The 21,766-nt window shown below is 54.3% G+C and carries 14 protein-coding genes, 1 tRNA gene and 2 pseudogenes; 13 read left to right on the plus strand and 4 right to left on the minus strand.

All coding sequences use genetic code 11. The features are described from left to right. Nucleotides 1–54 precede the first annotated feature (54 nt). From ABY734_RS10520 to greB, 5 genes and pseudogenes are all read left to right on the plus strand, one after another. A complete protein-coding gene (locus ABY734_RS10520) occupies nt 55–1,194 on the plus strand; it encodes an efflux RND transporter periplasmic adaptor subunit (protein ID WP_372779042.1) in 1,140 nt (379 codons plus the stop codon). Then, the gene (locus tag ABY734_RS10525) at nt 1,194–4,289 is read left to right on the plus strand and encodes an efflux RND transporter permease subunit (RefSeq protein ID WP_372779043.1); all 3,096 of its coding nucleotides are present in this window, start codon (nt 1,194–1,196) and stop codon (nt 4,287–4,289) included. Before ABY734_RS10520 ends, ABY734_RS10525 begins: the two co-directional genes overlap by 1 nt. Before the next feature lie 175 nt (nt 4,290–4,464). Further along, nucleotides 4,465–5,537 (plus strand): IS3 family transposase gene (locus ABY734_RS10530; protein ID WP_372779045.1). Its coding sequence is split into 2 segments (ribosomal slippage): nt 4,465–4,714 and nt 4,714–5,537, totalling 1,074 coding nucleotides; the frame shifts between segments, so codons are not numbered across the junction. 97 nt (nt 5,538–5,634) lie between these two features. Next, a pseudogene (locus ABY734_RS10535) lies at nt 5,635–6,213 on the plus strand (SbcC/MukB-like Walker B domain-containing protein); the annotation flags it as partial. Nucleotides 6,214–6,248: 35 nt separating this feature from the next. Next, nucleotides 6,249–6,719, plus strand: a complete 471-nt coding sequence (gene greB, locus ABY734_RS10540; protein ID WP_372779047.1) for a transcription elongation factor GreB — start codon at nt 6,249–6,251, stop codon at nt 6,717–6,719. Nucleotides 6,720–6,807: 88 nt separating this feature from the next. On the opposite strand, the pseudogene ABY734_RS10545 reads toward greB, so the two are convergent. Continuing rightward, nucleotides 6,808–6,981 (minus strand): annotated as a pseudogene (locus ABY734_RS10545) (transcription elongation factor GreB); the annotation flags it as partial. Nucleotides 6,982–7,039: 58 nt separating this feature from the next. On the opposite strand from ABY734_RS10545, the gene ABY734_RS10550 reads away from it, so the two are divergent. From ABY734_RS10550 to ABY734_RS10585, 8 genes are all read left to right on the plus strand, one after another. Beyond that, nucleotides 7,040–7,855, plus strand: a complete 816-nt coding sequence (locus tag ABY734_RS10550) for a M23 family metallopeptidase (RefSeq protein WP_372779048.1) — start codon at nt 7,040–7,042, stop codon at nt 7,853–7,855. A gap of 24 nt (nt 7,856–7,879) precedes the next feature. Continuing rightward, complete coding sequence (locus ABY734_RS10555; RefSeq protein WP_372779049.1) at nt 7,880–8,065, plus strand: Trm112 family protein; 186 nt, start codon at nt 7,880–7,882, stop codon at nt 8,063–8,065. A gap of 154 nt (nt 8,066–8,219) precedes the next feature. Next, on the plus strand, nt 8,220–10,811 hold the full coding sequence (alaS, locus tag ABY734_RS10560) for an alanine--tRNA ligase (protein ID WP_372779050.1): 2,592 nt from the start codon (nt 8,220–8,222) through the stop codon (nt 10,809–10,811). Nucleotides 10,812–10,841: 30 nt separating this feature from the next. Further along, nucleotides 10,842–12,068 carry an aspartate kinase gene (locus tag ABY734_RS10565; RefSeq protein WP_372779051.1) on the plus strand — a complete coding sequence of 409 codons (1,227 nt, stop codon included), beginning with the start codon at nt 10,842–10,844 and terminating at the stop codon, nt 12,066–12,068. 75 nt (nt 12,069–12,143) lie between these two features. Then, a complete protein-coding gene (csrA, locus tag ABY734_RS10570; protein WP_372779052.1) occupies nt 12,144–12,362 on the plus strand; it encodes a carbon storage regulator CsrA in 219 nt (72 codons plus the stop codon). A 133-nt stretch (nt 12,363–12,495) separates the two neighbouring features. Further along, nucleotides 12,496–12,585, plus strand: a tRNA-Ser gene (locus ABY734_RS10575). 698 nt (nt 12,586–13,283) lie between these two features. Next, nucleotides 13,284–15,710 carry a TonB-dependent receptor gene (locus ABY734_RS10580; RefSeq protein ID WP_372779053.1) on the plus strand — a complete coding sequence of 809 codons (2,427 nt, stop codon included), beginning with the start codon at nt 13,284–13,286 and terminating at the stop codon, nt 15,708–15,710. A 130-nt stretch (nt 15,711–15,840) separates the two neighbouring features. After that, the gene (locus ABY734_RS10585) at nt 15,841–18,219 is read left to right on the plus strand and encodes a TonB-dependent receptor (RefSeq protein WP_372779054.1); all 2,379 of its coding nucleotides are present in this window, start codon (nt 15,841–15,843) and stop codon (nt 18,217–18,219) included. A gap of 32 nt (nt 18,220–18,251) precedes the next feature. Here the strand turns inward: ABY734_RS10585 and ABY734_RS10590 are convergent, their stop codons facing one another. The 3 genes from ABY734_RS10590 to ABY734_RS10600 are packed head-to-tail and all read right to left on the minus strand — an operon-like array spanning nt 18,252 to nt 21,726. Beyond that, nucleotides 18,252–19,541, minus strand: a complete 1,290-nt coding sequence (locus tag ABY734_RS10590; RefSeq protein WP_372779055.1) for a flavohemoglobin expression-modulating QEGLA motif protein — start codon at nt 19,539–19,541, stop codon at nt 18,252–18,254. Then, entirely contained in the window at nt 19,538–20,647 is a 1,110-nt protein-coding gene (locus ABY734_RS10595; RefSeq protein ID WP_372779056.1) for a GNAT family N-acetyltransferase/peptidase C39 family protein, read from the minus strand. The genes ABY734_RS10590 and ABY734_RS10595 overlap by 4 nt, the downstream gene beginning before the upstream one ends. Beyond that, nucleotides 20,644–21,726: a DUF2817 domain-containing protein gene (locus tag ABY734_RS10600; protein ID WP_372779058.1), complete on the minus strand. Its 1,083-nt coding sequence runs from the start codon at nt 21,724–21,726 to the stop codon at nt 20,644–20,646. Before ABY734_RS10600 ends, ABY734_RS10595 begins: the two co-directional genes overlap by 4 nt. Nucleotides 21,727–21,766: the final 40 nt, after the last annotated feature.

The following is a 21,766-nucleotide window of genomic DNA, read 5'->3' on the forward strand; positions in this document are numbered from 1 at the left end:
ATATATTAAGTAGACTTATAGTATGCATGAATAAATATTGCAAGGGGCATCCCATTGCGTCTAACTAGCAAATCGATTTTTGTTGTGTCGCTGGCGCTGATCGTCCTTTATTACACGGGTACGGTCATTGCGGCGTCACTGGTAGAGAGCGAGTTTAGTGAGCAAGTACCGCCGTCCGAGGGTGCTCATCCGTCTCATTCTGCCTTATATACGGTCACTACTGAAAACGTCGTTATGCCTATTTTGGCAACTGGTACCGTAATGGCGGCAAAAACCAGCAATATCGGCCCTCAGATTGAAGGGCCGATCGAGGAAATCTATGTGCGTGTTGGCGACCGGGTGAATAAAGGCGACGCTTTATTTCGAACCCGAGATGTAGTGCTCAAGTTGCAGTTGCAGGAGCTGGTTGCTTCATCCGCCTTATACGCCGCCGAATCTCGGAATGCGCAGATTGAATTTAATCGGGTGTCCGATCTGCGCAAGAAGGGAGTGGCTTCTGGGGCGCAATTTGACACCTCGGCGGTCGCTTTAGAAACTGCAAGAGCTCGTGTCGATATTACCGCTTCAAAACTCGCCCAAGTCGAGCAGAGTATAGACGACGCTATTGTCCGTGCGCCCTACACTGGCGTCATCACCGAACGATTTGTGGACGAAGGCGTTTTCATCTCAAGCCGAGCCTCTGGCATGGGGAACTCGGCCGTGGTCCAGGTAAAAAAGGCCGATCCTGTCGTAGTCGTCTGGAGTATAGCTGCCAAGTACTTACCCGAAATCACGTTAGGCGCGAAAGTCAAAATCCGCATCAATGGTATACCGGATGTAATTGATTCTGAGATTAACATTATTAAAGATCGAATCGATATAGCCTCTCGGTCGATTGACGCACGTTCAGTTGTCAACAATGACGGCTACAAAATCAAACCGGGCCTTTTCGCGCGAGCGGAGATTTTTCCCAAGCCGCACAACGTTGTTCTTCTACCCCGTTCTTTATTGCGTGGCCCGCCCAACGACCCCTATGTCTTGCTCTACGAGAATGGCAAGGAAAGAATACGCCACTTAACAATACGTGACTACAACACTGATTCCGTTGAGGTGCTTAGTGGACTGGAGGCCGGCATGCGCGTATTGCCGCGCTCGCACCTTACTGATGTTTCTGACGATGTCGTCATAACCAGACAAAAAGGATTGGAAAACTGATGTGGATTTCCGATCTCTCTATCAGACAACCGGTCTTTGCAACCATGCTAAGCGGTGCACTGGTTGTACTTGGATCGATTTCGCTAACGCGCTTAGGCGTTAATTTTTTTCCCGAATTGGATATACCGTACGTATCTGTAACCACGGCGCTTGAGGGGGCGTCGCCGGAAACTATTGAGACCGCAGTCACTGATATTATTGAAGAAGAGGTCAATACCATAGCGGGTCTCAAGCTGCTTCGCTCTGTGAGCTCAGAAGGACTGTCGCAGGTCTTTCTCGAATTTGAGATGGGAGACAACCTCGATGTGAAGGTCCAGGACGTCCGGGACAAGCTGGACACTGCACGGCGCAACTTGCCCTTAGATATCGAACCACCCACTGTTGAGAAAGTCGACCCTGCATCTGCGCCGATTTTGTCCGTCATGATTGCAAGCAAAGTACCAATCAGTGAGCTGACAGTATTCGCTGAAGATACGGTTAAGAGCCGCCTCCAACGCGTCGCCGGCGTCGGAACTGTGACTGTAATCGGCGGACGTGAACGGCAAATACGAATTTGGTTAAATGCAGAGCGCTTGCGCGCTTATGGCTTAACCGCCGATGAAGTGGTTCAGGCTATAAAGCGAGAACATGTGGACGTACCGGGCGGGCGCATGGAAACCAGAATGAAAGATCGTGAATTCGGCGTGAAGACGAAAGGCGAGGTCGGCTCAGTCCCCGAATTCGAAGAGCTCATCGTCGGCTTTGACCGCCAATTGCCTGTAAAGCTCGGTGACCTGGCTCGCATCGAGGATGGGCTGGAAGACGAGCGCACCTACGCGGAGCTAGACGGCCGCATCGGCATTTCCCTTGATATTCGCAGGCAATCTGGCACAAACGTCGTCGAAGTCGCCAACGCCGTAAAAGAGGCACTCGATGAGGTGCGGGCTTTAGCGCCAGAGGGAACAATTATCGTCACAGCTCAAGATGCATCTCTCTTCACCGAGGCCGGTATTCGAGACACATTTGCGGACATGATATTTGCCATCGGTCTCGTAGCTATCGTCACCTGGTTCTTTCTACTCAGTATAGGGGCAACGCTAATTGTCTCTATCGCCATGCCATGTGCATTGATAGCCACATTTCTTGCCTTCTATACCGCAGACTTCACCATCAACATGATGACCCTGATTGCGCTCGCCATGGCGATCGGTCTTCTGGTTGACGATGCCATCGTTGTACTTGAAAGTATTCAGCGGGACGTAGAGGACGGCATGAGCCCCGTGAACGCGGCCTCCCATGGGGTTGATCGCGTAGGCGGTGCGGTCATTGCGTCGACAATCGCAATCATGGCAGTTTACGTGCCCATCGCTTTTATGGAAGGCGTAATAGGCCGATTTTTCCGTGAATATGGATTAACGGTAGTGTTTTCCATTGGTGTGTCGCTGCTCGTGTCGCTCACGCTTACACCTGCGTTGTGCGCGCGAATTTTAAAACCACAAACGCACAAAGGCGCCATTAGCTCCCGAATCGATCGAACCCTGTCACGCCTGGAAAACTGGTATAGCCGAATACTCGGCATCTCTATTCGCTATCGGTATTTAGTGGTCGCAGCCGCGCTGGGTTTTGTGGTGGCTGGTGTGCTCGTCGCACAACGCTTGGCCATCGATTTTATCCCGTCGCTCGATAGGTCAGAGTTCATCGCCGACGTAGAGCTGGAGCAAGGCGCAGGCATATCCCGATCGCGAGAGCTTGCGGTGCGCGCCGCCGCTGAGCTTGCAAAGATAAAACATGTTGATAACGTATTCTTCACCGTCGGCGGCAAGCAGACCGATCGCGTTAACGAGATTAGTTATTTTGTCAAACTTGTCCACAAAAAAGATCGCCCGTCGGATCAATTTGGCGTAATGGCCGAAGTGCGCGAAGTACTCTACAGGGTTATACCTGAGGCCAAAACGATCTCTGTTTCTGAAATGCCGATTATGACCGGTGGCGGACTGACGTCCTTTGACGTCGAATATGCATTGACAGGTTCAGATCTGGGGGAGCTGGAACGCCTTACCGAGGAGGTCATGCGACGTATGCGAGAAACCGACATCTATGCGGATATACACTCTACTTACAGAATTGGCCGACCAGAACTACAAATTGATGTCGATCGTGCCAAAGCCGCAGATTTAGGAGTCTCGATTAAAGGCCTCGCCAACAACGCACGTATTATGCTGGGCGGGATGGAGGTCACTTCCTATGAGGAAAACGGAGAGCGGATCGAAGTGCGCGCCCAGATGGAGGAAGACGACCGCGCTGACATGCGCTGGGTCGAGCTCATTCAATCGCGGGCCTCGGACAGGTCGCTCATTGATCTAGCCAATGTGGCCGATCTCCGCTTTGCATTAGGCCCAGCCCAGATTGAACGCCAGTCACGATCCAGAAAAATCGGCATTTTCGCCAACACGCAACCAGGCATCGCGCTCGGGACTGCAACAGAAGAGCTAGACCGCATCATCGCCGAGGTCGGCCTGCCAGAAGGTTATTCCGGTCTATTCCTTGGCCAAGCCAAGCGCATGCTGGACAGCACAGACGCGATTATATTCGCCTTCGTTTTAGCCCTCGTGTCGCTTTACATGATCCTCGCGAGTTTATTCAATAGCTTTATGCAACCTCTAATTGTAATGGTCACGGCGCCGCTCTCTTTTATAGGCGCCTTCACGATGCTCTATTTTTTCAACCAGCCCTTGAACATTCTTGTTCAAATTGCACTTATTGCGCTCATGGGGCTCGTCATGAAGAATGGCATCCTGCTTGTAGACCTAGCAAATCAGTTCCGCGATGCAGGCGCAGTGTCGAGAGAGGCGGTTTTGAGTGCAGGCCCTCAGCGATTACGGCCAGTACTAATGACTGCTTTGTCTACTGTCTTGGGTATGGTGCCTGTGGCGTTAGCTAATAGCGACGGCTCTGAACTCCGTAATCCGGTCGGTTTTCTCGTCATCGGTGGCATGTCTTCGTCTACCATCCTCACGCTTGTAGTACTACCAGCCGCCTATGTTATTGTGGACGATGCTGCAAATTCGCTACGAAAATTCAAAAGTTTAGTATGGCTTTGGAGGGAAGCAGGATAAATCTATTTCTCATTTTTTGTGCTTAACGTATGGCTGCGAGCGGATGTAGCTATTGTTATGTCCAGCAATCTCGGCTGATGCGGCGCGTCCCCCGTCACTACTGACCTTGTACCCAAATTTAGCGCCCTGACCTTGATGAGATTTCCAGTTAACCTAGCGGGATGGAGATCTCAAAATGAAGAAGCGCTACACCGAAGAACAGATTATCAAGGCCATCAAGGAGCATGATGTCGGAGCCAAGGTTGAAGACATCTGCCGCAGGCTCAATATATCAAATGGCACCTTCTACAACTGGCGTAGTAAGTACGCTGGATTGGAAGTCAGCGAAGCCAAGCGCCTACGAGAGCTCGAGTCCGAGAACAATAAGCTCAAGAAGCTGCTGGCAGACAAGCTCCTTGAAGTTGAAGCTATGAAGGATGTGCTCTTAAAAAAGTGGTAACGCCCGCTGCGCGCAAAGATGTTGCCTCTCACATGATCGATAACCATCGACTCAGTGAGCGGCGAGCCTGCCAGCTATCGGGCGTGAGTCGTACGGCATTCAGGTATCAACCGGTGGTTCGTCAGGATCAGAAGTTCAGGCATCGCCTCTTAGAGCTAGCAGCAAAGCACAATGGGCTTGGATATCCCATGCTGCATGGGATGCTGAAATCAGAGTCTCTGGTCGTTAACAGAAAGCGAACCTACCGGCTGTACTCTGAGGAAGGTCTGCAACTGCGTCACTGGCGCAAGAAGAAGCTAAAGCGGCCAAGGATGCCGCTTGTGGTGCCTCTGGGCGCCAATATCCGCTGGTCAATGGATTTTGTTTCTGACCAACTGAGTAATGGGCGACGGTTTCGGGTGTTGAACGTAAAAGACGACTACTCAAAGGAATTGGTTGGGCAGCTAGTTGCATACTCCATCGGCGGACACCAGGTCGCTCGATTTCTCGACCAGCTGATCGCGCAGCGCTCAAAGCCTGACCAAATCACCTGCGACGGAACGGAATTCACGAGCAAGGCCATGTTCTTCTGGCAAAAAGAATCGGGTGTGAAGCTGGGGTTCATCCAGCCGGGCAAGCCAACTCAGAACGCGTTTGTGGAGAGTCTGAACGGGCGGTTCCGACAGGAGTGCCTGAATCAGCATTGGTTCCGTACGCTGGAAGAGGCTCAGCAAATCATTGATGACTGGCGCCACCACTACAACAACGAGCGGCCACACAGCACGCTTAATTACATGACACCTGCCGTTTTCGCGAAGAAGGCGGCATAATGAAAATCTCATCGGGCGTTTGGTACTAAACCGGGGGTAAGGTCAGCACCTAGGCAACCCGGAATTTGTTGCGCTGGGTGAGAGATTAGAAAAAATCAAAGAGCGGATAAAGGAAAAGCAGGCAGCTATCGAGGCTCAGAAAAAAGAGCGTCGCAGGTGGGAAAACCTGCACGAATTGATCGGCCCCGCCGACGGTAAGAAATACCGTAATTTTGCCCAGGGGCTGACCTTCGATATGATGATTGGTCATGCCAACGGGCAACTGCAGAAAATGACAGACCGCTACTTGCTGATCCGTGACGACGCTCAGCCTCTGGAGCTCAACGTGGTCGACAACTATCAGGCGGGGGAGATTCGCTCCACGAAGAACCTTTCCGGCGGCGAGAGCTTTATCGTCAGCCTGTCCTTGGCTCTGGGCTTGTCCCATATGGCGAGCAAGAACGTCCGGGTGGATTCGCTCTTCCTGGATGAAGGCTTCGGCACCCTAGACGAGGAAGCCCTCGATACCGCCTTGGAAACCCTCGCGGGCCTGCAGCAGGACGGCAAGCTGATCGGCGTCATTTCGCACGTGCCCGCCTTGAAGGAGCGGATCAGCACGCAGATCCAGGTGTCCCCCCAAACCGGTGGAAGAAGCAGCATATTAGGGCCTGGATGTCAGATGCTGGAGGGGGGTTAGGATCTTAACTCCGTATATTTTATGAGGTTTTATTTTTGAACACACCCCTTATCACCAAACAAGGTTACGAAGAGCTCAAAAGTGAGCTTGATGAGCTTTGGCGTGTCGAACGGCGCGAAGTCACCCAGAAGGTTTCATGGGCTGCCGGCCAAGGTGATCGTAGTGAAAACGCGGACTACCAATACAATAAAAAGAGGCTCAGGGAGATCGACCGGCGGATTCGCTACCTTAAACGGAGACTTGAGAACCTCAAAGTTGTAGAGCACAGGGCTGAGCAGGCCGGAAAGGTTTTCTTCGGTGCTTGGGTCGGTGTGGAAAACGACCGGGGCGAAAAGTTGCGATTTCGAATAGCGGGTTACGATGATATTTTTAAGCACCCTGACTATATCTCTATAGATTCTCCGATGGCGAGAGCCTTGTTGAAGAAGGAGGTTGGTGATTGGGCAGAGATACAAATTGATTCTGAACCTGTCCGATGGCGTATCACGGACATCGAATACGCCTAATAGTATATTTGTTGAGTATGTGTACTATTAAATAAATGCTTAATAATCAATTTTTTAAATTAAATAGTATGCCTATCTGGGGTTATTGGATATAGTCGCCGTTTTCCGAGCGGTCGCCGTTTTTCGCCGCCTCGTGAACTACGGCGGTTACTTGTGGCCGTTCCACTTTCCACAACTGACGAAGTTCCTCGCGCAAGGTTCTTTCGCCCTCGGCGGTAATGTAAGCTGACCCCTTCGGGCGCGGTGGTCGGTAACGGCTCATGTTGGCTCCTGGGGCCTGAAAACGGCTGTATTGTAATGAATTCTGCACGAGGGGAAATATGCGTAGTGCTTTGACGCTGCTGTTGCTGACGGTTTTCAGTGCGGCACAGGCGGTTGAACTGAGCGGTGAGCTGGCGCAAGGCGGCTTGCTGATAGGTCAGGCCGAACCCGGCGAGCGGGTCTGGCTGGGAAAAAAGGAACTCAAGCAGACTCCCGATGGCCGTTTTGTGTTTGGTTTTGGCCGCGACGCCAAGCCCTCGGCGCTGCTGAAAGTCTGCAAGGGTGACAGCTGCAGGGAGCAGCGTCTGGCAATCCGCCAGCGCCAGTACGATATTCAGCGTATTGAAGGTGTTCCCCAGAATACGGTGACACCGCCGCCGGAGGTGCTCGAACGCATCCGCAAGGAAAATGCGCAGGTCGCCAGAGCCCGCCGGGTGGTAAGTGATAGTCTGGCCTTTGCGGGCCCGTTTATCTGGCCGCTTGAAGGCCCCATTACGGGTGTATTCGGCAGTCAGCGTGTTTATAATGGCGAGCCGCGCCGCCCCCACTTCGGGGTGGATGTTGCCGCCTCGACGGGTACACCGGTGGTAGCCCCGGCGGACGCCACGGTGACACTGGCGCATCCGGATATGTACTTTTCCGGCGGCACACTGGTGATGGACCACGGTTATGGCGTGTCTTCCACCTTTATTCATCTCAGCGAGGTGACTGTGAAGGAGGGGCAGCAGGTCCGTCAGGGGGAGGTGGTTGGCAAGGTGGGTGCAACCGGTCGTGCTACCGGGCCCCATCTGGATTGGCGCATGAACTGGTACAAAGTAAGGCTCGACCCGGTATTGCATGTCGGGCCGATGCCGCAACAGATGGCGAAGGAATAAGGGCGAGAGCCCGGCGAGAGACTGATGATTGACAAAAAACTGCTGGAAATCCTGGTGTGCCCCGTCAGCAAGGCGCCTCTGGAATACAACGAAGAGCGCGATGAGCTGATCTGCAAGGCCAGCGGTTTGGCCTACCCGGTGCGCGACGGTATTCCGGTGATGCTGGAGTCGGAAGCCCGGCAGCTGACGGCGGATGAAAAACTTGGCTGAAAGCCACAAATAGCAAGGGCTGCAGACGATACAAGCGCCGCAGCTTCCGCTATACTTCCCACCCTTTGAATGACCAGATGCCCGTCGGGCGATGTAACATCGCTATCGGCGGGTTTTTGGTATCTAACTTTGTGTTTTAAAAACGGGATTCTGAATGAAGAGCGCTGAAATTCGCGACGCCTTTCTGAAGTACTTCGAGAGCAAGGGCCACACGCCTGTGGACAGCAGTTCCCTGGTGCCGGGCAACGACCCGACTCTGCTGTTTACCAATGCGGGCATGGTTCAGTTCAAGGATGTTTTTCTGGGCGATGATCAGCGTCCCTATTCCCGGGCAGCCAGCTCCCAGCGCTGCGTGCGCGCCGGCGGCAAGCACAATGACCTGGAAAATGTTGGCTATACCGCGCGCCACCACACCTTTTTTGAAATGCTCGGCAATTTCAGCTTTGGTGATTATTTCAAGCGCGAAGCCATCCAGTTTGCCTGGGAGCTGCTGACCGACGTCTTCAAGCTGCCACCGGAAAAGCTCTGGGTGACGGTGCATGTGTCCGACGACGAGGCCGCCGATATCTGGCTGAAGGAAATGGGCGTTTCGCCCGAGCGTTTTTCCCGTCTGGATGAAGACAACTTTTGGCAGATGGGCGATACCGGCCCCTGCGGCCCCAGCTCCGAGATTTTTTACGATCACGGCGCGGATGTGTTTGGCGGCCCGCCCGGCAGCCCCGATGATGACGGCGACCGTTATATCGAAATCTGGAACCTGGTGTTCATGCAGTACAACCGCGATGCCAGCGGTGAACTCACGCCCCTGCCCAACCCCTCCATCGATACCGGTATGGGACTTGAGCGTATTGCGGCTGTTTTGCAGGGTGTTCACAGCAACTACGAAATTGACCTGTTTCAGAACCTGATCAACGCAACGGCCGAGGTGATCGATACCCGCGACCTGGAGAACAAATCTCTGCGCGTGGTGGCGGACCATATCCGCTCCTGTGCCTTTCTGATCAGCGATGGCGTGATGCCCTCGAATGAAGGTCGGGGCTATGTGCTGCGCCGTATTATTCGCCGCGCTGTGCGTCACGGTGACAAGCTGGGCGCCCAAGGCCCCTTCTTTCACAAGCTGGTGGCACCGCTAGCCAAAGAGATGGGTGACGCCTATCCCGAGCTGGTAAAAGGCCAGGCTCGCATTGAAAAAGCCCTGCTGAACGAAGAAGAGCAGTTTGCCAAAACCCTGGACCAGGGCATGCGCATTCTCGAACAGGATCTTGCAGAGCTAAGCGGTAGCGTTATTCCCGGCGAAACGGTGTTCCGGCTTTACGATACCTACGGCTTCCCGGTGGATTTAACCGCTGATATTGCGCGCGAAAAAGAACTGACGTTGGACATGGAAGGCTTTGAGGCCTGCATGCAGCAACAGCGCGAGCGCGCCCGCGCCGCGAGTTCTTTTAAAATGGCGGCCGGTGAAAAGCTGGATCTGAAGGGCGAAACCACCTTTTGCGGCTACGACTCACTGGTCGGTGACGCCAAGATTGTCGCGCTGTTTATGGACGGCGACGCTGTCGACAAGCTCAGCGAGGGCGAGCAGGGCATTGTGGTGCTCGACAAGACGCCGTTTTACGCCGAATCCGGCGGTCAGGTGGGCGACGCGGGTCTGATCACTCATGGCAATACCCGTTTCGAAGTCCTCGATACCCAGAAAAACGGCGACCACCATCTGCATCATGGCAGCATCGCCAGTGGCAGTCTAAAGGTGGGCGACAGTGTCAGTGCCGAAGTCAAAGCCGATATCCGGCAGGCGACAGCCCTGAATCACTCCGCCACCCACCTGATGCACGCGGCCCTGCGCAAGGTGCTGGGTGATCATGTGGCGCAGAAAGGCTCGCTGGTGAATGCCGAGCGGCTGCGCTTTGATTTTTCCCACCCTGAAGCGGTGACTGCGGAGCAGCTGGCGGAGATCGAGGCTTTGGTCAATGCCGAGGTGCGCCGCAATACCGCCGTTGAAACCCGGGTGATGGATATCGACAGCGCCAAACAGGCCGGTGCCATGATGCTGTTTGGCGAAAAGTACGGCGACGAAGTTCGCGTATTGAGCATGGGCGAGGGCTTTTCGGTTGAGCTCTGTGGCGGCACTCACGTGGCGCGCACCGGCGATATCGGCCTGTTCCGAATAACCGCAGAATACGGTGTGGCATCCGGCGTGCGCCGCATTGAGGCGGTGACTGGGGAGGGCGCGCTGGCAGACATGAAGGCCGACCAGCAGCAGCTGGGCAGTGCCATGGCGGCTATCAAGGCGACACCGGAGAATTTCGGCAGCAAGCTGAACCAGCTGGTCAGCACCAATCGCGAACTGCAAAAGGAAGTTGACCGCCTGAAAGCCAAACTGGCAACCGCCGGCAGCCGCGATCTGACTGCTGACGCTATTGAAGTTAATGGCGTGAAGGTTCTGGCGGTGAAGATTGAAGGCGCCGATGCCAAATCCCTGCGCGACAGCATGGATCAGCTGAAAAACAAGCTGCAATCCGGCGTGCTGTTGCTGGCCGCCGAAAGCGAGGGCAAGGTGGCGCTGGCTGCAGGTGTGACAAAAGACCTGACGGATCGCTTCAAGGCCGGTGAGCTGATGAAGCAGGCGGCCCAGGCCGTTGGCGGCAAAGGCGGTGGCCGTCCCGATATGGCTCAGGGCGGCGGTGACCAGCCCGAAAATATTGATAAGGCTCTGGCCCTCGCGGCCGAGTACGTTAGTGGTAAGTAGGCCAAAAGCCCGTTAGTTGGAATAACAGAAATGAGTCTGATAGTTCAAAAGTTTGGTGGCACCTCGGTGGGCTCGGTAGAGCGCATTCAGTCTGTCGCCGAAAAGGTCGGTAAGTTCCGGGCGGAAGGTCACGATATTGTGGTGGTGGTATCGGCCATGAGTGGTGAAACCAATCGCCTGATTGATCTGGCCAGGCAGATCAGCAAGCGGCCCAATCCGCGAGAAATGGATGTGCTGGTGTCGACGGGTGAGCAGGTGACCATCGCGCTGCTCAGTATGGCGCTGGAGGAACGCGGCCTTGAAGCGCGCTCCTACACGGGCGCACAGGTTCGTATTCTGACAGACAACGCTTACACGAAAGCGCGGATTCGTGAAATAGACAACGACAATATTCGCGCCGACCTCGCCGCCGGGCGCGTGGTTGTTGTGGCCGGTTTTCAGGGCGTCGACGAGCTGGGCAATATCACAACCCTGGGGCGTGGTGGTTCGGATACCACTGCAGTGGCCATTGCCGCCGCCCTGAAAGCCGACGAATGTCAGATCTATACGGATGTGGATGGGGTCTACACCACCGACCCGAGAGTGGTGGAAAATGCGCGTCGTCTCGACCGTATAACCTTTGAAGAAATGCTTGAAATGGCCAGTTTGGGCTCAAAAGTGCTGCAAATTCGGGCAGTTGAGTTCGCTGGGAAATTCAATGTGCCACTGCGTGTATTGCATAGCTTTCAAGAGGGTCCTGGAACCCTGATCAGCCTTGAGGAACAATCGGAAATGGAAACACCATCAATTGCTGGCATCGCTTTTAACCGCGACGAGGCCAAACTGACCGTTGTTGGCGTGCCGGACAGCCCCGGCGTCGCTTCGCAAATCCTCGCTCCGATTGGCGATAACAACATCGAGGTTGATGTTATTGTCCAAAATGTCGGCGAGGACGGAAAAACTGATCTAACCTTTACAGTAAACCGTAATGATCTTTCCAAGGCTGAAGGAATTTTGCAGGGGATCGCGAAAACCATCGGTGCCGAACAGGTCAAGACTGACGCAAAAATTGTGAAAGTGTCCCTGGTTGGCGTCGGAATGCGCTCCCACGCGGGCATTGCCAGCAAGATGTTCAAAATTCTGGCCGCGGAGGGCATCAATATACAGATGATTACGACGTCTGAAATCAAGATCTCTGTAGTGGTTGATGAGAAGTATCTGGAGTTGGCTGTAAGGGCATTACACGATGGCTTTGGGCTGGACAAAGAACCAGCTTAATAGTAGTTTGCTGCTCTAACACGCCAGATTAGTTGCGAAGTACTGCCCAGGGATGGGTAGAGATGGAGAAGCAGCATGCTCATTCTTACACGTCGGATTGGCGAAACCCTGATGGTCGGTGACGAAGTCACCGTGACCGTGCTTGGAATAAAGGGCAATCAGGTTCGGATTGGCGTAAATGCGCCCAATGATGTCGCGGTGCACCGACAGGAAGTCTATGAAAAGATTCAGAAAGAGGCGAATGTCGACCAGTCGGGACTAAAGTCTCAGGCCGCAAATTCTGGAGGTGATTAGCCTCAGTTGTCGCTTTACCCCTTTGCATATTCTCTCAGTGTGTTATCATGCCGCGCGTTTTTGATGTCCAGTAGCTGTTTATTTTTCAAGCAGTTAGCTGCTAAAGCATCATGAACCTACAATCTGATAGCACGGAGAGGTGGCCGAGTGGCTGAAGGCGTGCCCCTGCTAAGGGTATATCTGGGAAACTGGATCGAGGGTTCGAATCCCTCCCTCTCCGCCATACACAAAAAACCCGGCTTTACGCCGGGTTTTTTGTGTATGGCGGAGAGGGTTTGCGAGAGAACCCTTCGGTTCGACAAAACGCGACAATAGACAGCGTTTTGCACAAGCGGCTGCAAGCCGCGCCGCCCGAAGGGTCAGAACAGCCCAAAGGCTGTTCTGATGCATCCCTCTCTGCCGGATACTGCCTGAGCCCTAACAAGGCTCTGCCCGGCTTTACGCCGGGTTTTTTGCGTATGGCGGAGAGGGTTTGCGAGGAAGAAGCCTTCGGTCAGACACATCCCGCCCGGCCAGTTTCCCCCTAAACCAATAATCTCTGTCCTCTGTCATCTATACCTGCGCGTCGCGCCACTCCCTCCCAGTCTCTACTCCATCCCATAATTGGGTTAACGCCCCATATCCAAACAGTTGTCTTAGTCCGAATGGATTATCCCCGCTGCTGGCGAAAAGCCAAGTTTGGGTCTAAGTTTGGAGATTAATGGATAAAAAACAACAGCTTGCTACCTGTTGTTTTGTGCAGACTGCCAAGAGTGCTAGGTATATACCCCTATAGGTTAAACAAACTTGGCAGAAGACCATAATAATGGTCTATAACTATTTGAAAGGATTAAAGGCTGTAGTGGTGCCAGCTATTCTGCTCCGGGGGGAGACGAAGCGCTGGCACGTAATTTGTATTTCATTGGCTCTAGGAGCAGAAGCATGATGAAAAATGCCGATTCAAAGGCACTGTCCGTTTTAACCGCAGTACTTACCTCCATACCCTTAGTCTCAATGGCGCAGCCCGCGGATAACCGGTCTGCAGAAATTGAAGAGGTTATTGTTACCGCTCAAAAAGTGGAAGAATCCCTGCAAGATACGCCTGTGTCCGTATCTGCCTTTGGCGCTGAAGAGCTTTCACAAATAGGTGTCTCCGAGGCCAAAGATGTTGCTAACTTCACCCCCGGATTGACCATGCGTAAGCAGTCGGCTAGCCAGGATAACTATGCAATCGGTATTCGCAGTGTCTCCTCTGGTGAAACTGCTTTGGCGATTGATCCAACCGTTGGGATTTATCAGGATGGGGTATACATCGCCAGGAGTACTGGGGCTGCATTTGATATTGTTGATCTGCAACGAATAGAGGTTCTTCGTGGTCCACAAGGTACCCTGTTCGGCCGTAACACGATTGGCGGCGCTATCAACATTATCACTGCCAAACCAAAAGGCGAGTTTGCCTTTAAGCAGGCACTGACCTACGCCGCGCGAGACAAGCGCGTTTATCACACTACGGTAGATACGCCTGCATACGGAAATGTAGCAGCTAAACTGTCTGTGCGTACGAGCAAGCATGACGGTCAGAATGAGAGTATCTACACGGGAGAGCAGTTAGGTAATGGTGAAGCCCAGGCATTTCGGGCGGCATTCAACTGGGTGCCCAATGAGCTGATGTCTGTCGATTACGTATATGACAAGTCTGACCGGGAAAGCAATTCAGCAACAACACAGCTAAGTGCAGTGCGCGATATTGTAGGCTCACCCAGTGGCCAGTTTTATGGTGGCTCCTATTATTCAGCGGTTGCTGCCGCCGCTAGTGAGGATCGCCTAGGGAAACTGTATTTGACCAACTCTGACTCCGATGAGACGGCGTCCGATATCGATGGTCATGCTGTCACTTTTACGTGGGATTGGTTTGAAAACTCTACAGTCAAGTCGATTTCCAGCTATCGAGAGTGGGACAGTATTTCCAGAGGCACCCAATTCGGCAGTTTTCCTGTCAGTGCTTTTTCAGTACTTGACGGCAGGGTAAATCCGGCTGCGCCGACACCGGTTCCTGCGGGAACGATGGTGCCGATCTTTGCGGCCCAACGCGATAGCGCACAGCGACAGTGGTCACAAGAGTTTCAGGTTGTGGGTACATTGATGGATGAGCGTCTGCGCTACAATGTCGGGCTTTACTACTTTGAAGAGCAGGCCAGCGAAACCAATCCGCAGGAGTTTGTGCTGCCCTTGAAGTTTGCCGCGTATTCCGGTGCTAAGGGAGCCGGAGCTCCTGAAGCGACAGCCGATGCGACCGCAGCGGGAACTCCGGCGCTAGCGCTTTGGCTTTCTTCGCCATCTTTTGCCTACGCGACAGACAATGCGTCGGCGGCAATCTATGGTCAGTTTACCTATAACCTGATCACAGACCTTGATGTCACGTTGGGGTATCGCTATACCTATGACGAGAAGGAAACGGAACTAACCAATGCCTTGGGCGGTTCAGTGCAGACCGTGTCAGATAAGGAAGACTGGAAGAACTTCAACCCTAGCTTGATTGTTGATTACCGCTTTAATGACGAAGTAAGTTCATACTTTAAAGTAACTACTGGCTATCGCTCAGGCGGCTACAATGTGCGCGCTTCAAGTGTCAGCGACTTCAAAAAGCCTTTTGACGAAGAGAACATTATCTCTTATGAGCTCGGTGTCAAATCTGATTTATTCGATCGAAAGTTGCGTTTGAACGCTTCGTTCTATCATACCGAGTATGAAGACCGTCAGGTTGCTCAGTTCACCGCTGGTGGTGGTGGTGCCTCTACCAATATCGTGAATGCTGGTGAAAACACGGTCGACGGCTTCGAGCTGGAAGCGCTCTACATGCCCTTTATTGGTGCTCGCGTCATTGCCAGCTATGGCTATATTGACGTGGACAATGAAGAGTTCATCACGGGTAAAGTCGATCCGGTAACCGCCAAGCCCACTAGCTACCAAGGAAACAACACGGATATTGCTGGCAATGGAGCTTTGGATAATGTCTATGCGCCTCAGCATTCAGGCTCTTTGGCGCTAGAGTACACTTTTGCTCCAAAAAGCTGGGGGCAATTAACGTTGCGAGTAGACGGAACATACACTGATGAAATCAGTTTCCATCCGCAGTTTAACCTTTTCGATGAATCTGATGAGCATCACCTAGTAAACGCACGAGCCACCCTAACGGAGATTCCGCTGTTCAAGGAAGGCGATGTCACCATCGCCGCCTGGGGTAAGAATCTGGAAAACAAAGAATATCGTGACTTTGGTATAGACTTTGGCGCCTTAGGCTTTGCCGTCAATAACTACGGCGAGCTTCGCAGCTGGGGCCTCGATTTTATCTACGAATTCAACCGTTAAGTAGTAATCCACGTAAACCTGGCCAGCGTTATGCTGGCCTTTTTTTTAGTCCACTTCAACGATTTACAAGGCCGAATGCAGCGCTTAGAGTAAGGGTTACAGCACTATAACTATAAAGAAGGTTGTAATCATGAAGTCCAAAACCACTTTTGGCGCGGTTGTCTTGCTGGCGATTGCCTCTACTCCAAGTTACGCCCAAGTTGCAGACAAGCGCGCCTCATCCATTGAGGAAGTCATTGTCACGGCTCGAAAAGTCGAGGAATCCCTACAGGATACCCCGGTATCGGTAGCGGCTTTCTCCAGCAGTGACCTTGAACAGATGGGAGCCAGCGAAGCCAAGGATGTGGCAAATTTTACCCCTAACCTTCGTATGCAGAAGCAGAGCGGCAGCCAGGATAACTATGCCATGGCTATTCGCGGGGTGTCGTCGGGTGAGACCGCGCTGACCATCGACCCCACGGTGGGGGTGTATATGGACGGCGTCTATCTGGCGCGATCCACAGGCCTTGCCTTTGATATCGTCGATCTTAAGCGCATTGAGGTACTGCGCGGGCCGCAGGGTACCCTGTTCGGCCGCAATACCATTGGCGGTGCGCTGAATATCATTACCGAAAAGCCCAACGGAGAGCCCGGCTTCAAGCTGGCCCTGGGGGTGGGTGACCACGGTTATGATCGGGTGATGACCTCGTTCGACTCTCCGGATTTCGGCAATCTGGCCTTTAAATTCTCGTATATGAAAAACTCCTCCGAGCGCGAGTTGGAGAGCCTGTACAGCGGTAAGCCGCTGGGCGATGCCGAGGGCGAGTATTTCCGTCTGGCAACGCGCTGGAAGGCTTCAGATACGGTCGCGGTGGATTATATCTACGACAAGTCGGATCGGGAAAGTAACGCCAACACCCAGCAACTTAGCCATGTGCGGGCGGTGTATGCCGATCCCAACAGCTCTTTTTATGGCGGCCCTTATTATGAGCAGGCAGAAGCCTCGGCCAGTCAAGAGCGCCAGAGCGTGCTGCCTTTTATCAACACCGACCCGGCAGAAAGTAACTCGGATATCGACAGCCACTCGATTACCGTGGAATGGGATGTCAGTGAAAACCTGCTGGTTAAATCCATCTCCAATGTGCGCGAATGGAATAGTAAGGCGCGCGGTACCGAATTTGGCGCCTTCCCGGTACAAAACCCTGGCGATGTTGTCGATTTGCGTGATCGCTCCTCGCCTTCCAATGTGCCGGTGGGGACGCTGGTGCCGCTGTTTTCCGCTACACGCGATAACTTTCACCGGCAGATCACCCAGGAATTTCAGTTCACCGGCAAACTGCTGGATGAGCGCCTGAGCTATACCGCCGGTATTTATCTGTTTCACGAAGAAGCCACCGAAGACAATCCCCAGCAGTTTGTGCTGCCGACCCGCTTTATCGCAACGGCAGCTACAGGGGCTACCCTGCCGCCGATTGGTGTGGCCTCCAATGCTACCTGGCTGTCTGCGCCCTTTGCCTATGAAATGGAAAACGAATCGCGGGCGGTGTACGGCCAGTTCACCTACAATCTGTTCACTGATTTCGATATCACGCTCGGCCTGCGCTACACCGAGGATGAAAAGGAAAGCACGCTGCAGAACAATCTGGATGGCGCAAGCAGTGCAGTCCGCGTTACCAGCAGCGACGAGTGGAATAATTTCAGTCCGAGCTTCAGTCTGGACTACCGATGGTCTGATCAGGTGAGCACCTACCTGCGCATTGCCAACGGTTATCGCAGTGGTGGTTACAACGTACGCGCCCAGACCAGCAGCTCGTTCTCCACACCCTTTGATCCGGAAGAAATCACCTCTTATGAAGTGGGCATAAAGTCAGATCTGTTTGAGCGCAGCCTGCGCTTGAATATGTCCCTGTTTCGCATGGACTACACCGACCGCCAGATTGCCCAGTTTGAGGCGGGCAGTGGTGGCGCCTCCAGTGTTATCGTCAACGCTGGCGAATCCGTCACTCAGGGGCTGGAGATAGAGTCGGTGTTTATCCCGTCGCCCGGTGTGCGGCTTATCGCCAACTACGGCTATCTCGACGTGGAGTACAAGGAATTTATTTCCGGGCCGGTTGATCCCGTGACGGGCTTTTCTGCGGGCGCCAATCGCGATGTATCTGATGAAGTGACGGAAAACCTCTATGCGCCTGAGCACTCCGGCGCTGTTGCCATAGAGTACCAACCAGCGCCCTGGTCTTTTGGCCAGATGACCTTCCGTCTGGATGCGACTTACGTCGATTCCATCAGCTTCCACCCCCAGCTCTTTCTGTACGACCAGACCGAGGCCTACACCCTGGTTAATGCCCGGGCAACGCTGGCGGATATCCCGCTGGCCGATGGGCGTCTGCGCGTGGCCCTGTGGGGCAAAAACCTGACCGATAAGGAATACCGGGAGTTCGGTATCGATTTTGGCTTACTGGGTTTTGCGGTAAACAACTACGGTGTACTGCGCCGGGCTGGCATTGATATTGTTTACCAGTTTGGTGAATGAGCATTATTGCGGCCGTTCATGCAGCGGCCGCCTCATCTATCAGGTAAGTGGGTGAACAATTCCTGAAAATGCTGCTGGATGCTGTTCATATCGATCAGCGACATACCGCTGGAAAAACCAAACCACACATAGAGGCCGTTTAAGTCCCGGAACATGGGCGGCAAAAAAGTGGGTGCTTCGATAATGCCTTCCAGGTGGTATTGATAGAGCACCGGAATATCATCCAGCGTCACTTTGCCTGCAAACAAAAAGGGCAGCAGTTGCGGCGCGCCGGACAGAATGGCCGACTTGATAAAGTTCACCGTTTCGATAAAACCGCGCACGTAGGACAGGTCCTTGGTGAAACAGGAACCACCGCTGACATCTCCGCCCCGAAAGGTGCGTTGGGCAATGGTGTAGGCATCGCTTTCGCTCAGCCCCTTCTCCACAAAATACCGAAATACCTCAATGAAATCAGCGCCGCGTTCGGCCATATCGATCGCTACCACCCGGTCAGTAATGCGCCGTGCGCGATTGGGGTAGGAACTGAAGGTGAGAGTTTCAATCAGTACGGCAAGCCCTTCTTGGATGGCGGTGATGCGGGGTGAGCCCACACTCAGCCAGGTGGCCCAGGGCTGGGCGCGGCCGTTCAGTGTGGTGCCCAAATGTACCCAGCCTTCGTGTACCTCCAGTACCTGAATATCCAGTGCAGAAAAGTGCGCCTGACTATTGATCTTGAGCGTGTCGCCACCGGCGGAAGCGTCTGAAACGATGCCGTCGGACAGGGCGACCTTAATGGCCCCGGCGGGAAAGTAGGGTTCCAGTCGACTGCGAAGTTGGGTGACAGCCGTTTCGGCGTCGATGGTTTTTGGGTAGGCGGTATTGAGTTTGAGCGCGGCCGGCAGCGAAAAGATATGGGTCAGGCGTTCACTCAATTGCAGCAGGGTTTTGCGATCGCCGCGCAGGTGATCGCTGGCGGAGCCGTAGAGCCGCTGGGAGTTATGCATAAAGCCGGGTTTGCCGCGCTGCAGCAGCATATCAATCACCAGCTGATACTGTTCTGCGGTCTGCTGCAGCATCAGACCCAGCGGATCACTGGGGCCCAGGCTGGTGCGAATGCGCTGCTGCAGGTCGCGCAGGGCGGCCTGGGTGGTGGCCGCGTCAAAGTTGAGTTTCTGCTTTTCGTAGAAAGCCGCATCGACTGGTGGCAAGCGGGTGCCACCGTGATTGAGAAAGTCGACCTTGTACTGGTAGGGCCATTTGATGGCGTCCAGCACGAGTATCGGTTTTTGCAGGGCCAGAAGTTCGTTGGACAGGGCTTTCAGCTGTTCGCGGTAGGTCACGCGGTCTCCCGATCAGGTTTGTCGAGCACCAGAAAGGCGCGAAGTTTACGGCGTCCAAAGGCCGCCATGCGGACAAAGTTCTCCACCGGAATCGGCGCACGGCGGTAGTCGGCGGTTTGCCAGGGTGCATCCGGCGGGTCCGGGTCGTTGATATAAACAAAGTCTTCATTGGCGTAGCTGACAAACACCCAGTGCGGCGCCTTGTTTCTGTTTAGCATCCAGGTGCTGATCAGGGCAACCACCGGGCGCTTGAGTGACAGAATGTCCTGAATCTCCTGTGCATTCAGGCTTTGCTGGCGCACTTCCAGGTCTGCGGCCTGCATCTGCGCTTCAAAGGTCTGATGCACCAGAGTCAGAACCCGCTTCTTGTCTTCACCGCGTACCGAGTCGAGAAAGGGTATCTCGTCGGTATTGATATACAGCACAGGGCGATAGCCGCGTGCGCTGGCGCTGAGGGCTAGGCCGTGGGGCGAGCAGCCGCCGTGTCCGGCGGTCATAAAGATTGTGGTGGCTTCACGCCAGATTTGCAGCTCTTCCTGCGGGCCCGGCTGGTAGCTCTTGTTCAGGGCCTGCATGGCCATCATCAGCGACGCGGGACCGCAGGTGAATTCCGTGGTCTGCTGATAGTAGGGGGCGGGTGCCGTGGTCGGCGGAACCGGGAGCAGGCGCTTTTCCAACTGCTCCGCGTCGGCCCCGTCTTCATAGTATTGCTTGATATGAGCAAAGGGTTTGTAGCCGAACTTGCGATACAACTCTAGGGCCGCGGTATTGCCGCTGGCCACTTCAAGGCGAATAAACAGACAGTAACGGCGAGCCGCAATTGCCTCGGCCTGTTCCAGGAGTTTACTGGCAACGCCCTTGCCCCGGGCGACCGGCGACACTGCAATCGAATAGATGCGCGCAAGGCTGGTGCCCGAGCGGAACAGCACCAGTACATAGCCGAGCAGGTTGCCGGCCTCTTCAGCCACCAGCAGGTTGTGGGCGCCTTTGCTGACAAAGCGCATAAAACTGCGGCGTGACAGGCGGTCGGTAGAGAAGCAGGTCTCTTCCAAGTGCAGTAGCGCGTCGATATCAAAGCGCGTGCCCGCGCGAACAACCACAGTCACGAGTGTGCCATTCCTTCCAGTGCGAGGCTGACGACCTGGCGGGCGCGCAGCAGAACGGACTGTTGCCAGTTCCTGTCCTGAGGGTAGAAGAAATCGCGCAGGGCCGCCACGTTGGCCTGTGTCAGGTCACGCTTGAACTGTCCATCCCGGCATTGCCGGTAGTAACGCTGTTCATCGATCAGAACGTTGAGCATGGCGTCGGCGGTATAGGTGCCAAATTCAAGGGTGACAAAACTGCCGCGCTCACCCATCAGGCGATGCCAGAAATAATCGAGCAGACCAATCTTGGGCGCTGAGATGGATTCACCCAGCGCACTCGACATGGCGTTGGCGCCATACCACTGCCGGGCCAACTCGAAGCCAGCCGTGTTTTGCGGGTGATCGCTGATGACCTCGCCATAGCCATAGGGGCCGAGCCCGGTGTGCAGGTCGATAACGGCAATGCGTTGAGCTCTCTGAAAGAGCGGGCTTTGCTTGCGTGATTCCAGCCATTGCCGCGACCAGCTCGGGCCGTGGCCACCAAAATACAGACCATTGGGATATTGGTACTGGCCCCGGCTAATGCCGTCGAGCGTTCGGCTGTCAAAACTGCTCAGCCCGCCTTCGGTGCTGCTTAACAGGCGATGCATGCTGGCATACGCGCCGTTGTTGGGGAGGCCTGCTTTGAAGTCGATAAAGTTGCGGTTGAGGTCGATGCCCTCGTGGTCGCAGCGGCGCAGCCAGGCAAAGCCCCACGGGTTGAGGGCGTGAATCATAAGAATGCCCAGCTTGGGGTTTTCGAGCAGCGCAGAGGCTTCAGTTAACAGGTTGCTCTGTACCGCCGAGCCGACAAAACCCTCAACACCGTGAGTGCCCGATATAAGCACCAGCAGCTGCTCGGGGGTTGGGGTTTGGGACAGCAACAGCCAGTCTGAATGGAGGGCGCTGCCATCGGGGCCGGCCTCCGGGTGGCGGTGTTGAATCCAGTCGAAACCCGGCAGCGAGCGCAGCGATTCAGCCCGGTCGAGAAAGGTTTTTCGCGCCTGTCGGTAGTCGCAGGAAAAGGCGCCAAGATCGAGATCGGGCAGAAGTGCTGGCATGGCCGGAATACCTGCGGTGGGCTGGAAAAAGTAGCTGAAT

Source organism: Litorivivens sp., from assembly GCF_041624475.1.
Classification (GTDB): Bacteria; Pseudomonadota; Gammaproteobacteria; order Pseudomonadales; family Spongiibacteraceae; genus Litorivivens.